Origin of the sequence: Microcella sp., assembly GCF_046293215.1 — a bacterium.
In the GTDB taxonomy this organism is placed as follows: domain Bacteria; phylum Actinomycetota; class Actinomycetes; order Actinomycetales; family Microbacteriaceae; genus Microcella.
On record NZ_JBKBPI010000010.1, the window covers coordinates 82,171 to 95,212 of the forward strand.

The window sequence follows — 13,042 nt, forward strand, 5'->3', positions numbered from 1 at the left end:
AAACGACTGAGGAGAAACGACATGTCCGACGAGATCTTTCAGATCGGCGCGATCGTCATCTATTTCGCGGCGATGCTTGGCATCGGCTTCTACGCCTACAAAAAGACGGATTCCCACGAGGATTATCTGCTCGCCGGGAGGAAGCTTCCGCCCGGCGTCGCCGCCCTCAGTGCGGGGGCATCCGACATGTCCGGGTGGATCATGCTCGGACTGCCGGGAGCGATCTTCGCCTTCGGTTTGATCGAGGGCTGGATCGCGATCGGGCTCACGATCGGCGCCTATCTGAACTGGAAGTTTGTCGCGCCGCGCCTGCGGGCCTACACGCAGCGCTCGCGTAACTCGATCACCGTCCCCAGCTTCTTCGAGAACCGCCTGCGAGACCAGTCGCGCGTACTGCGGATCGCCTCGGGTGTTGTCATCCTCGTCTTCTTCACCTTCTACGTGGCGTCGATGATGGTGGCCGGTGGCGTCTTCTTCGAGCAGTCGTTTGGCTCGACCTATCTGACGGGCATGCTGCTCGTCGCCGGCGTCACCCTCGCTTACACGCTGTTCGGCGGGTTCCTCGGCGCCTCGCTGACCGACGTCGTGCAGGGCGTGATCATGCTGATCGCCCTCATCCTGCTGCCGGTGATGGCCGTGGTGGCGATCGGCGGACTTGGTCCGACCGTCGACGAGCTCAACCGCGTCGCCCCCGACCACCTGTCGTTGCTCGCCGGGTCGGCGCTGACGGGAGCGACGGTCGTGAGCGTCATCTCGGCGCTCGCCTGGGGCCTCGGGTACTTCGGTCAGCCGCACATCATCGTGCGCTTCATGGCCCTGAAAGACGTGCCGGCCGTGAAGCCCGCCCGCCGCATCGGGATGACCTGGATGATCGTGTCGCTGCTCGGCGCCGTCGCGGGCGGCCTCGCCGGGCTCGCATTCTTCTCGAGCCGGGGCATCGAGCTCGGTGACCCCGAGACCGTCATGCTGTTGCTCGCGCAGACGCTGCTGCACCCGCTCGTCGCCGGCCTCGTGCTCGCCGCGGTACTCGCCGCCATTATGAGCACGGTCTCGAGCCAACTCGTCGTCTGCTCGTCCGTTCTCGTCGAAGACCTCTACAAGGTGGTCGCCAAGAAGGAGCCCACGCCCGGGTTCCTCGTCGCCATGGGCCGCGTGTGCGTTCTCGTGGTCGCGGCCGTCGGCGTGCTCATCGCACTGAATCCGGGCGGCACGATCCTTGAGCTGGTCGGTTTCGCGTGGGCGGGCTTCGGCGCCGCGTTCGGGCCGATCGTGCTCTTGTCACTGTTCTGGCGCAAGCTCACCAACTGGGGCGCCCTCGCCGGCATGATCGTCGGCGCGGCCACCGTTTTCATCTGGGATGCCGCCGGCTTCGCCCTGTACGAGATCATCCCGGGCTTCGTCGCGAACATGATCGTCGCGGTCGCCGTCAGCCTCGCAACCTTCCGGTCGAACGCGGAGGTCGAGGAGGAATTCGACGACACCGTCGCGATGACCGCGCCGGTCCGCACGGTCGGCCCCGCCGCGCGGTAGCGCGTCGGCCGCTGAGCGCGTCCGCCCGTCAGGTAATGACGGGCGGATGCGCGTCGTCCGGGTCCATAGCGTATTCCGCCAGGGCGCGCACGAGAGATGAGCTCGAGCGCTCTTCCGCGATGCGGTGAACCGTGAGACCGGCCGCGCGGGCGTCGAACGCGGTGCGCGGGCCGATGCAGACGACGACAGCCTCGCTCGGCAGCGGGCTGAACTGTGCGGCGATCTGGCGGGCCACGCTGCCCGAGCTGACGAGGATCGCGCGGATGCGTCGACCGGCGACATCGGCGATTACTTCAGCGGGCGCGTTGACCCCCACCGTCCGGTATGCGGCAACGAACTCGGCGTCGACGCCGCGCTCCAGCAAACCCTGAAGCAGTGACTGATCCGCAATCTCGGACTGGGGCAGGAGGGCGCGCAGCCCGGCCCCGCCCGGCCACTCGCGAAGGAGGCCGCGGGCCGAATGATCACTCGGCACGAAGTCGACCCGGTAGCCGGCGAGTTGGAGTGCCTGCGCGGTCGTTTCGCCGACCGCCGCGATGCGGGTCGTGTCGGGCGGCCGCACACCGTGGCCGACCAAGACGTCGACCGTGGTGGCGCTCGTGGCGAGCAGCCAGTCGTAGTGACCCTCTCGCAGGCGGCCCAGCGCCGCCGTCAGCAGCTCTGGCTCTTCGGGTCGCGCGAAGTTGATGAGCGGGGCGATGACCGGCTGCGCGCCGAACGATCGCAGCTGGGCCGCGATGCCGTCGCCCCACTTGCCGCCGCGCGGTACGAGCACGCGCCAGCCGAGTAGCGGCTTAATGACGGGCAGCGCAGCGGTCGGCGTGCGCTCGATGGTGGTCCCGTCGCGAAGTGAAGACATCGCCTACCATGATGAACCGCTCTCGCTGGGAACCCAAATCGGCGGGTCGCATGCTGAGGGCCTAGTCGTCGCCGGCAATGGCCCACGCGACCAGGCCGACGACGACCGCGGTCGCCAGCGCAGCCCCGATCAGGTACGGCACGGGGTTGCGCTCGTAGCCGGAGCGCACGCGGCGGCCGAACTCGGCTCCCTTGACGCGCGGGTTCAGTCGGTTATCGATCTCGTTCAGAGTCGCCTCGAGTTCGGCGCGCAGTTCGTCGGCCCGGCGGGCGGGGTTGTCGCTCACGATGTTCCCTTCGACTCTCCGCGCACGACACGAATGTCTTCGGCGATGCTCTCGATCGTCTCGGTCGGTGTCGGCGGCAGCCCTCGCTTCAGCTGGGCAATGCCGATACCGGCGAGAATGCCGGCCAGCAGCAGAATGGCACCCCCCACGATGAGCGCTGCCGCCCAGGCGGGAAGGACGGTCGCGAGCCCCAATACGGCGGCGGCCAGCAGCACGAGGGCGGCGAAGAAGGCGAAGACGCCGGCGCCAACCAGCAGCCCTGCGCCGATGCCTGCCGACTTCAGCTTGCTCGAAACCTCGGCCTTGAGCGACGCAATCTCGGCCTGGATGAGCTCGGTCACAATGCGGGGAATGTCGGCCAGCAGGGCGCCGATCGAGCGCCGGGCTGCACGGGGGGGCACGGGCGGAGTCGACAACGGGTCAGTCATGTCGAAACCCCCGGACTACGACGAGCTCGAGCGTGAACCCGAGCTCTTCGACGTCGTCGAACGCTTGGCGGGCGTCTTGCGCGATGAGGATGAGCTCTTCGTGCTCGATCCCGATGAGGTGCTCGTGGAGCGCCCGGACGATGATGACTCCGACTTGTTCATGACCGTCGTGACAACTTTTTTCGCCCCATCGGCGACGAATTCGGCGACCTCGGGAGCCTTGTCGCGCACATAGCCGTCGACCTTGTCGACCTGCCGCTGCACGCGGGGGTCACCCCAGAATCGGTCGGCCGCCTTCTTGATCTGCTCGTAGCGTTCGCGACCCGCGCGCGTGCCGAGCACGTACCCAACAGCGAGGCCAGTGGCGAACAGGATCTTGCCGCGCATGGTGTCCTCCGTCTCTTCCTCGGCCGGATCGGTCGGCCGAAAACACCTGCCCCAGCGTAGTCGGGGGCTCGTGTGGCGCGCGGGGTTCGTGGAGGCTATTCCCAGACGCTACGGCCGCGCCGCCGCTGCGGCTTTCGCCGCCGGCACCGCTGCCGCAAGAACCCGCTCGACCGCCGCGTCGTCGTGCGCGGCCGACACAAACCACGCCTCATAGACGCTCGGCGGCAGCGAGACGCCGTGCTCGAGCATCGCGTGAAAGTACGGCCCGAAGCGGAATACGTCTTGTGCCTGCGCCTCGGCGTAATTCTGCGGGGCGCTGTCGCGGAAGAAGATCGAGAACTGTGAGCCGGCCCACGCGACCGTGTGGGCGACGCCCTCGGCACTCAGCGCCTCCGACAGACCGTCGGCGATCTCGTGTGCCACGCGGGGCAAATGCTCGTACACCTCGGGGCCGGCGCCGCGCAGCATGGCGGCGCCGGTCGCGACGGCCACGGGGTTCCCGCTGAGGGTTCCCGCCTGGTACACGGGGCCGAGCGGGGCGAGCAGGTCGAGAATCTCGGCGCGGCCGCCCAGGCCAGCGAGCGGCAGCCCGCCGCCGATGATCTTGCCGAAGGTCATGAGGTCAGCCTCGTACGGCACGCCCTCGCGCTCTTCGAGCCCCCACCAGCCAGCAGCGGTCGACCGGAACCCGGTCATGACCTCGTCGACAATGAGCAGAGCGCCGTGCGCGTGCGCGGTGTCGGCGAGTAGCCGGTTGAAGCCCGGCTTCGGCGGCACGACGCCCATGTTGGCGGCCGCCGCTTCGGTGATGACGGCCGCGATGCGGTCGCCATGGGCCGCGAAAACCTCGGCGAGCGCGTCCTCGTCGTTGTAGGGAATCACGATCGTCTGTGCGGCGGTCTCGGGGGTGATGCCCGCCGAGCCCGGAATGCCCAGCGTCGCGATGCCCGAGCCCGCCTCCGACAAGAGCGAGTCGGAGTGCCCGTGGTAGTGCCCGGCGAACTTCACGAGCAGCGGCCGCCCGGTCGCGCCGCGTGCGAGGCGGATCGCCGTCATGGTCGCCTCGGTGCCGGTCGAGACGAGGCGCAGCTTCTCGATGCCGCGTCGCTCGGCGCCATCGGGGCCGGTGAGCGTCAGGCGGTCGAGCACGAGTTCGGCGAGCTCGACCTCGCCGGTCGAGGCGGCGCCGAATCCGAGCCCCTTATCGACGGCCGCGCGGGCGGCCGCGATGACATCGGGATGCGCGTGGCCGAGCAGCGCCGGCCCCCACTGCCCGACAAGGTCGACGTACTCGGTGCCCTCGACGTCGACGACATACGGCCCGTGCCCGCTCGCCAGGAAGACCGGCGTTCCCCCCACCGAGCGGAACGCACGGACGGGCGAGTTCACCCCGCCCGGTGTGACAGCGAGCGCCCGCTCGAACGCTTCGGCGTTAGTGGTCGGGGTGCGGCCCGAGATGAAGCGGGTCATGACAGAAGTCCCTTCTGGGCCAGGTCGAGCGCGGCGTACGACAGCACGGCGTCCGCCCCGGCGCGGCGAATCGAGAGGAGCGCCTCGAGCTGTGCGCGGTCGCCATCGAGCCACCCGTTCTGCGCCGCGGCGGCGATCATCGCGTACTCACCCGACACCATGTACGCCCACACGGGCACGGTCGAGAGGTCGGCAACCTGGCGCAGCACGTCGAGGTAGGCGAGCGCGGGTTTCACCATGACGACGTCGGCGCCCTCGTCGAGGTCAATGAGCGCCTCGCGCACGCCCTCGCGCCCGTTCGCCGGGTCGAGTTGGTAGGTGCGGCGGTCGCCCGTGAGTTGCGAGTCGACGGCGTCGCGGAACGGCCCGTAGAACGCCGAGGCGTACTTCGCCGAGTAGGCCAACAGAGCAACGTCGGTGAATCCAGCGTCGTCGAGCGCGGTGCGCACGGCGGCGGTCTGGCCGTCCATCATGCCGCTCAAGCCGAGCAGCTGCGAGCCGGCCTCCGCCTGGGCGATCGCCATGGCGGTGTAGCGCTCGAGCGAGGCGTCGTTGTCGACGCGGCCCCGTTCATCCAGAACGCCGCAGTGGCCGTGGTCGGTGAACTCGTCGAGGCAGAGATCGGTCTGCACAACCAGCGCGTCGCCCACCTCGGCCGCGATCGCGCGCGTGGCGACGTTGAGGATGCCGTCGGGGTCGGTCGCGCCCGAGCCGACCGCGTCGCGCGTCGCGGGCACGCCGAAGAGCATCACGCCACCGAGCCCCGCCTCGGCCGCCTCGACCGCGATGCGGCGCAGGCTGTCGAGCGAGTGCTGCTCGACCCCGGGCATGGAGCCGATCGGCTGCGGGGCGTCTAGCCCATCGCGCACGAACAGCGGCAGCACGAGGTGCCGCGGGCGCAGCTCGGTCTCGCTGACGAGGCGGCGCATGGCGGCCGACTGCCGGAGGCGTCGGGGGCGGATGCGCGGGGCGAGGTCGCGGGAATCGTTCGTCACGGGGTTCCTCCCAGCGGTGCGAGGTCGGCGGCGCCCTGCTTCAGCAGGTCGTCGACGACGCGCTGGGCGGCGTCCTCCGCCGGGGTTTTCGTGTCTTCGAGGTAGAGGGCGTGTGCGCTCGAGACCCGCTCGCCCGTCTCGGGTGAGTAGACCCGCGCCGAGAGGAAGAGCATGCCGCCGTCGATGAAGGCGTGCGCGCCGAGCGGGGCCGAGCAGCCGGCCTCGAGCAGGCGCAGCACCGCGCGCTCGGCGTCGACCGCGACGCGGGTGGCCGTGTGATCCATGCTCTTCAGCGCCGAACGCAGCGGGCCGCGCGCATCCGCACGGGTCTCGACGGCGAGCGCGCCCTGGCCAGGAGCCGTCGGCCAACCGTCGATTCCCAGGTGTTCGGTGATCACGTCCTCCCGGCCGATGCGCTCGAGGCCCGCGGCCGCGAGCACCACGGCATCGAGGTCAGCATCGATCACCGCGCCTGTCTTGGCGGACACTGCGTCGCCCAGCACTCGCCCGATGCGGGTGTCGACGTTGCCCCGCAGGTCGACGATCTCGAGCTCCGGACGGCGCCGGCGCAGCTGGGCGCGCCGCCTGGGCGAGCCCGTGCCAACCTTCGCGCCGTCGGGGAGCTGATCGAGCGTGACCGCGTCCCGCGAGACCAGCGCGTCACGCGCATCCGCCCGTTTCGGCATGGCCGCGATGACGAGTCCGTCGTGCGGGGTGGTCGGCAGGTCTTTCAGCGAGTGCACGACGACGTCGCAGTCGCCCGCGAGCAGGGCCTCGCGCACCGCGGCGACGAACACACCGACGCCGCCCATGCTCGCGAGCGACGCCGTCGACGTGTCGCCGTGGGTCGTGATCGGCACGAGCTCGACCGGCTGGCCCGTGCGGGCCGCGATCGAGTCGGCAACGCGCTGCGACTGCGCCAGCGCGAGGGCGCTTCCGCGAGTGCCGAGCCGGATCGGGGCGGACTCGGCACCACTCACGGCTGCAGGCCCGAGATCGCCGGCTTGAAACCCGCGCGCACGTTCTCGCAGCAGCCCGGCCGGCACACGTCGTACCAGGGCCCGAGGGAGGTCTCGCGCACGCGCTCGCTCGCGGGGGTGCCGTTCAGGCGCTCTTCGATCAGGTCGACGAGCCCGCTCACGTACACGGGGTCAACGCCCGGGGTCGGAACGCGAATGGCCCGGAGGTTGTGCTCCTCACAGGTCTCCATCGCCTCCGTGTCGAGGTCCCACATGACCTCCATGTGGTCGCTCACGAAGCCGACGGGCACCATGACAATCGCGGTCGCGCCGGCGGCGGCGTGGTCGGCAATGGCGTCGTTGATGTCGGGTTCGAGCCACGGCTGGCTCGGGGGGCCCGACCGGCTCTGGTAGACGAGCTGCCACTCGACGTCGGGCAGGTTCGCGTGCTCGTCCTCGGCGCGCAGTTCGGCGAGCGCCTTCGTCATGATCACCTCGCTGACGGCGAGGTGCTGGGCGGCGTAGGCACCGCCCTCGCCCCAGTCCACATCGCGCGGTCCGCTGCGCTCCGCGTCAGTGGTCGGGATGCTGTGGGTCGCGAACAAGACACGCGTCGTCGTCAGGTCGGCGCCCTCCGCGATCAGCGTGCGCAGCGCATCCACAACGCCGGCGACGAACGGCTGCACGAAGCCGGGGGCGTCGAAGAACTGGCCCACCTTGTCGATGCGCACCTCACCCCAGAGGCCCGTCGCGTCGAGAGCCTTCGCGAAGTCTTCGCGGTACTGGCGGCAGCTCGAGAAGCTCGAGTAGGCGCTTGTCGCGAGGCCCAGAATCGTGCGGTGGCCGTCGTCGTAGGCCTTCTGCAGGGCCTCGGGCAGGTACGGGTCCCAGTTGCGGTTGCCCCAGTAGATCGGAATACCGAGGCCGCGGCGGTCGGCCTCGGCCTGCAGGGCGGCCTGCAGCTGGCGGTTCTGCTCGTTGATCGGGCTCACACCGCCGAAGTGGCGGTAGTGGTGCGCGACCTCCTCGAGGCGCTCGTCGGGGATGCCGCGGCCGCGGGTGACGTTGCGCAGGAACGGGATCACGTCGTCCTGGCCCTCGGGGCCACCGAAGCCGGCGAGGATGACGGCGTCGTACGCGACCGGCTCCTCGACGCGACCCGGCAGCGCGTACTTCTGTGCCGTGTCGGTGGCAGCGCGGGCGAACTGCTCGCCCTCGTAGCGGCCCTCGTTGAGATCGACGACGACGGCCTTGCCGTCGGGGCCGAGGCCGTTGTTGGCGATGTTTGATGTGCGCTGTGTCATCGCACTACCTCCAGGATCTGCGCATCGATGTCGGCGCCGGCGCCGAAGCGCTTGCCGGTGAAGAACGGAACCTCCTCGCGCACGTGGCGGCGCGCCTCCGTGTACCGCAGGTCGCGCATCATGTCGACGAGGTCCAACAGATTGTCGCTCTCCAACCCGAGCAACCACTCGTAGTCGTTGAGCGCGAACGCCGCGACGGTGTTGGCGAGCACGCCCGTGAAGGCGCTGCCCTTGCGCCCATGCTCGGCGAGCATCTCGCGGCGCTCGTCGTCGGGCAGCAGGTACCACTCGTACGACCGCACGAAGGGGTAGACGCACAGCCACTCGAGCGGGTCCTTGCCGAGCATGAATGCGGGCGCGTGGCTGCGGCTGAACTCCGCCTGCACGTGCACGCCCATGGCGTTCCAGGTCGGCAGCAGCGTCGACAGCAGCGGAGCGCGACGGAGGGTGCGCATTGCGGCCTGGATCGCTTCGGGGCTATCCCCGTGCATCCAGACCATGATGTCGGCGTCGGCGCGCAGGCCGCTCACGTCGTACAGGCCGCGCACGACGACGTCGGTCTCGGCGACGGCGGCGAGTGCCTCAGCGACGCCCGCGCCGCTCGCCTCGCGATGCGGGTCGCGGCGCAGCACGGCGTACAGGGTGTAGGCGACGGTGTCGGTCATTCGGTGAGCTCCTTCGCGATGCGTTCGGCGTGAGAAATGACGGCGGCGAGTCCAGTTCCAGCGACCTGCTCGCCGACCGTCGGGATGCTCGGGTGCGGTTCCGCGCGCCCGGCGCGCGTCCACGACACGGCCCGGCTGTCGACGAGCCGCCGGTCGTCGATCGCCGTGCCGAGCAGCGCGCTCGCGTCGGCGAGGGCCGTGGCGTCATCGGCGGGTTCGGCGTAGCTGAGGCGCAGCACCTCAAGCCCCTCGGCCTTCTCGCGCAGCCACGGCCACTTCGCGGTGGCGTGGGTGAGGGCGCGGGCGCGCACACGCCCCCCGCGCGCGACGAGCAGGCCGGTGCCGCGGGGGTTCTCGGCGAGCGATGGTGCGTCGACAACGAGGGTGACGAGGTGGGTCGGGGTGACGGTGGACGCCGAGCCGGTGAGGCCCGGCGCGGCGAGGATCAGGCGGCCGCGATCGGTGCGCGATGTCGAACCCGCCCCGGCGAGCATGACCGAGTCAGGTGTCAGCTCCGTGGCCCGCGTCTCGGTGACGATGTCGACGCCCACAGCCTCGAGCCGTGCGGCCAGAGCGTCGGTGAGCGTTCGCATGCCTCCCGTGAGCGACGCGACGAGACTGCCAGCGGGGGCGTTGTCGCGCACGCGGCGCACGGCGCGTGTCAGCGAATCGCCCTGCGCCATGTGCTCGGGAACGCGCCCGAGCGCGCTCAGGGGAACGCGATCGGGATGCTCGGAGTGCACGCCCTCGACGACCGGTGCAACGAGGCGATCCACCACGGCCGTGCCCATGCGCGTACGCACCAGCTCGCCCACGGTGGACGCGGCGGCGCCGCGTGAGGCGGGAATGAGGGGCTCCAGCGCCGCGCGTGCCGCACCGCGCCAGCCGAGCACCGCCGCGACATCGCGCGCCAGCGGAACACTCGGAATTCCGAAGATGCTGGCGGCGGGAAGCGGGCGACTGCGCCCGTCGACCCCGTGCATCCAGGCAGAAAGGGGCGCGGGATTCGCGACGCGATCGCTCAGGCCAAGATCCGACAGAAGATCGGGGATGTCGGTTCCCCGCGTTGCGAAGGCCTCGGCGCCGGCGTCGAGTTCGATGCCGGCAACCGTGTGACCCGTCACCTGGCCGCCGAGTCCGGTGCGCGCCTCGACGAGGCGCACGGCGCGACCCGCCTCGGCGAGTCGAAGCGCGACGAGGAGGCCGGCAATGCCGGCCCCCACCACGATGTCGCGCTCCATACGACTCAGTCGTCGTCGCTGAATTCGCCGTGCACGTACTGCACGATGCGCGTGAGGACGTCGGGGTCAGTCTCGGGGGGAACGCCGTGGCCGAGGTTGACCACGTGGGCGCGGGCAGCGCGACCGCGCAAGAGAACGTCATCGATGTGGGCACGCAGCGCGGGCCACGGTGCGCCCAGCAGTGCAGGGTCGATGTTGCCCTGCACGCTGAAATCATCGCCGAGGATTGCTGCGGCGTCGTCGAGCGGTAGGCGCCAGTCGATGCCGACCGTGTCAACCCCGAGCGCAGCGATGTCGGGCAGGATGCGGTCGGTACCGAGCCCGAAGTGCACCATGGGCACGTCCAGCCCTCGAAGGTGGTCGAGCGCACGCTTCGAGTGCGGGGCAACCCGCCGCCGGTAGTCGTCGCGCGACAGAGAACCCACCCACGAGTCGAACAGCTGCGCGGCGCTCGCGCCGGCCTCGATTTGAGCACGCAAGAACTGACCGGTGATGTCGGCGCACCAGTTGAGCAGACTGGCCCAGGTCTGCGGGTCTGAGCGCATCAGCGTGCGGGCGCGGATCTGGTCCTTCGACGGACCGCCCTCGACAAGGTACGCGGCAAGGGTGAAGGGCGCACCGGCGAAACCGATCAGCGGTGTGTGCCCCAACTCGGCGACGGTGAGCGCAACCGCCTCGCGCACCGGGTCGAGGGCCGCCGGGTCGAGGGGCCGGAGCTTCAGCACGTCGGATGCGGTACGCACGGGACTGTCGAGAACGGGGCCTCGCCCGGCAACGATGCGCACGTCGACCCCAGCCAACAGGACGGGCACGACGATGTCGCTGAAAAAGATGGCGGCGTCGACACTGTGCCGTCGCACCGGCTGCAGGGTGATCTCGCTCGCCATCGTCGGCGTGAGGCATGCCTCGAGCATGTCGCCGCCCGCACGCAACGCGCGATACTCGGGGAGCGACCGGCCCGCCTGCCGCATGAACCAGACAGGCGTACGCTCGGGGCGCTGCCCGCGGTAGGCCCGCACCAGGGGCGCGGCGCTCGTACGGCCGTCGACGAGGGGGTGTGTCGGTGTCAGAGGCACGAGGCTCAGGATAGGCCCCCAGTGTCGCACGAGTCTGACGAGTGCATGAGAGAGAAAGCCCCGGTCACTGAGTGATTTTCGACTGCCGCACCTGAACGGTCACTCATCCAGGTGGGCGTACCATTGCGGTCGTGCTTCTCTGCGTCACCGCGAACCATCGCAACACGCCGTTCGACCTGCTCGAGCGGCTGTCTGTTGACGCCGAGGCCTTGACGGCCCAGGTCGCCGCCGCCCACGCCGCCGTGCGGGGCGCTGTCGGCATCTCCACGTGCAACCGGGTCGAGGTTTACCTCGACATCGATGCTCCCGATCCACTCGCGCGCGAGATCGCGTCCCGGGCCGTGGCCGACGCCCTCGACAGCGTCGCGGGCGTCGGCACGTCAGAAGCCCTGACCACCGCAGAGTTGCTCAACGACGCTCGAGCGATCCACCATCTCTTCTCCGTGTCGGCCGGGCTTGAGTCCGTTGCCGTTGGAGAGGAGGAAATCGCGGGTCAGGTCAAGCGCGCGGCCTCCGTTGCTCGTGAGAGCGGCGCCAGTTCGCCCGCTCTCGACCGAGCCTTCCAGCACGCGATTCGCACGGCGCGGGCGGCCCGCGCCGAGGGTGACGCCAGCCGCACGGGTCGATCCCTCGTCCGTCTCGCACTCGACCTCGTCGGTAGCCGGCTGCGCTCATGGGAGGGCGTCAACGTTTTGCTCGTCGGAACGGGCCAGTACGCCGCGACCACCGTCGCCGCGCTGCGTGAGCGCGGTGCCGACCGCATCCGCGTGTACTCGCCGACGGGGCGCGCCCAGGTTTTCGCCGCCCGCAGCGAGACGGAGCCCACGAACGACCTGGCGCCGTCGCTCGTGTGGGCCGACGTCGTCATCACGTGCACGACTCGCCTGTCGATTGCCGCGGCGGATGTACCCGAGGACGCTCGATTCTTCGCCGTCGATCTGGGGTTGCCGCGCAACATCGACCCCGCGGTCGGCGAGCTTTACGGTGTGACGCTACTCGACTTGGAGACACTGCGCATGCACGCGCCGCTCGTGCACTGGAGCGCCGAGGAGGATGCCCGCGCTGTTGTCGACTCGGCAGCGCACGACTTCGCCTCGCACGCCCAGGTCACACCCGCGATCGTTGCCTTGCGCGAGCATGTGCTGTCACTCGTCGACGACGAGATCGAGCGTGCACGCCGCCGAGGTGACGACGGCCGCACCGAGGAAGCGCTTCGCCACCTCGCCGGCGTCTTGCTCCACACCCCATCGACGCGTGCGCGCGCTCACGCGGCCCGGGGCGAGGCTGATGCGGTCAGCAGCGCCGTGGAGACGCTGTTCGGCATCGAGGTGCAGCGCGCCATGCCGTCATACCCGCACGCGGTCGAGCAGGGCGAGCACGGCGAGGCCGTAGGCCTCGGGAGCTGACACGCTCTCGTAGCGTCGTTCGCTTCCGTCGATGACCGCGGTGACGACGTACGCATCCTCCGTGCGGTCGAGACGTCGGAAGGCGCCCCGCAGAAGGTCGCGGAGCTGATCCTCGCGGGGTAGCCAGAGTGCGTCCTCGACGGCTACGGAGTCGAGCGCCCACTCGGTGGTGCCGTTGAAGCCGAGCACCGTGCCTGTTGGGTAGTGGTGGGGTTCGATGGTGAGGTCGCTCACCGTGAAGATGTCACCGTCGAGTTCGGGCCGGTCGATTTGGAATCGGTCGCCGGATGCGGGGTGCCATGCGAGACCGGCTTCTCGCAGTTCTCGGGCGAGGGCAGTGCTGATCATGTTTGTCACGGTGACAGCACGAACCGGATGCCTCCTGTGCGGAAGCATCCGGTTCGCTAAGGGGTGCGGGTCGGGGGCGGGTGCTGTA

The 13,042-nt window shown here is 69.9% G+C and carries 14 protein-coding genes; 2 read left to right on the forward strand and 12 right to left on the reverse strand.

The window, feature by feature from the left end:
• The first annotated feature begins 21 nt into the window (after window positions 1-21).
• Window positions 22-1,530 (forward strand): sodium/proline symporter PutP, encoded by a 1,509-nt coding sequence (gene putP / locus ACK4SC_RS09930; RefSeq protein ID WP_409617534.1) that lies wholly within the window; start codon window positions 22-24, stop codon window positions 1,528-1,530.
• Between the two features lie 28 nt (window positions 1,531-1,558).
• Here the strand turns inward: putP and ACK4SC_RS09935 are convergent, their stop codons facing one another.
• The 11 genes from ACK4SC_RS09935 to hemE all read right to left on the reverse strand — a co-directional run bounded on the left by ACK4SC_RS09935 (window position 1,559) and on the right by hemE (window position 11,200).
• Window positions 1,559-2,389, reverse strand: coding sequence for a uroporphyrinogen-III synthase (locus ACK4SC_RS09935; protein WP_409617536.1), 831 nt, complete (start codon window positions 2,387-2,389; stop codon window positions 1,559-1,561).
• A 61-nt stretch (window positions 2,390-2,450) separates the two neighbouring features.
• Entirely contained in the window at window positions 2,451-2,675 is a 225-nt protein-coding gene (locus ACK4SC_RS09940; RefSeq protein ID WP_096420172.1) for a hypothetical protein, read from the reverse strand.
• Window positions 2,672-3,103, reverse strand: coding sequence for a phage holin family protein (locus ACK4SC_RS09945; RefSeq protein ID WP_409617538.1), 432 nt, complete (start codon window positions 3,101-3,103; stop codon window positions 2,672-2,674). Before ACK4SC_RS09945 ends, ACK4SC_RS09940 begins: the two co-directional genes overlap by 4 nt.
• Before the next feature lie 15 nt (window positions 3,104-3,118).
• Window positions 3,119-3,490: a YtxH domain-containing protein gene (locus ACK4SC_RS09950; protein ID WP_409617540.1), complete on the reverse strand. Its 372-nt coding sequence runs from the start codon at window positions 3,488-3,490 to the stop codon at window positions 3,119-3,121.
• Between the two features lie 108 nt (window positions 3,491-3,598).
• A complete protein-coding gene (locus tag ACK4SC_RS09955; RefSeq protein ID WP_409617542.1) occupies window positions 3,599-4,960 on the reverse strand; it encodes a glutamate-1-semialdehyde 2,1-aminomutase in 1,362 nt (453 codons plus the stop codon).
• On the reverse strand, window positions 4,957-5,955 hold the full coding sequence (gene hemB / locus ACK4SC_RS09960; RefSeq protein ID WP_409617544.1) for a porphobilinogen synthase: 999 nt from the start codon (window positions 5,953-5,955) through the stop codon (window positions 4,957-4,959). The genes ACK4SC_RS09955 and hemB overlap by 4 nt, the downstream gene beginning before the upstream one ends.
• Window positions 5,952-6,935 carry a hydroxymethylbilane synthase gene (gene hemC / locus ACK4SC_RS09965; protein WP_409617546.1) on the reverse strand — a complete coding sequence of 328 codons (984 nt, stop codon included), beginning with the start codon at window positions 6,933-6,935 and terminating at the stop codon, window positions 5,952-5,954. Before hemC ends, hemB begins: the two co-directional genes overlap by 4 nt.
• Window positions 6,932-8,218 carry a ferrochelatase gene (locus ACK4SC_RS09970; RefSeq protein ID WP_409617548.1) on the reverse strand — a complete coding sequence of 429 codons (1,287 nt, stop codon included), beginning with the start codon at window positions 8,216-8,218 and terminating at the stop codon, window positions 6,932-6,934. The genes hemC and ACK4SC_RS09970 overlap by 4 nt, the downstream gene beginning before the upstream one ends.
• Entirely contained in the window at window positions 8,215-8,883 is a 669-nt protein-coding gene (gene hemQ, locus ACK4SC_RS09975) for a hydrogen peroxide-dependent heme synthase (protein WP_409617550.1), read from the reverse strand. Before hemQ ends, ACK4SC_RS09970 begins: the two co-directional genes overlap by 4 nt.
• Window positions 8,880-10,124, reverse strand: a complete 1,245-nt coding sequence (locus ACK4SC_RS09980; protein ID WP_409617552.1) for a protoporphyrinogen/coproporphyrinogen oxidase — start codon at window positions 10,122-10,124, stop codon at window positions 8,880-8,882. Before ACK4SC_RS09980 ends, hemQ begins: the two co-directional genes overlap by 4 nt.
• A gap of 5 nt (window positions 10,125-10,129) precedes the next feature.
• Complete coding sequence (gene hemE / locus ACK4SC_RS09985; RefSeq protein ID WP_409617554.1) at window positions 10,130-11,200, reverse strand: uroporphyrinogen decarboxylase; 1,071 nt, start codon at window positions 11,198-11,200, stop codon at window positions 10,130-10,132.
• 131 nt (window positions 11,201-11,331) lie between these two features.
• Here hemE and ACK4SC_RS09990 point away from each other — a divergent pair, with 131 nt between their 5' ends.
• Complete coding sequence (locus ACK4SC_RS09990; RefSeq protein WP_409617556.1) at window positions 11,332-12,606, forward strand: glutamyl-tRNA reductase; 1,275 nt, start codon at window positions 11,332-11,334, stop codon at window positions 12,604-12,606.
• Here the strand turns inward: ACK4SC_RS09990 and ACK4SC_RS09995 are convergent.
• A complete protein-coding gene (locus ACK4SC_RS09995; protein ID WP_409617558.1) occupies window positions 12,547-12,954 on the reverse strand; it encodes a pilus assembly protein CpaE in 408 nt (135 codons plus the stop codon). The two genes, ACK4SC_RS09990 and ACK4SC_RS09995, sit on opposite strands and share 60 nt — an antisense overlap.
• Window positions 12,955-13,042 lie beyond the last annotated feature (88 nt).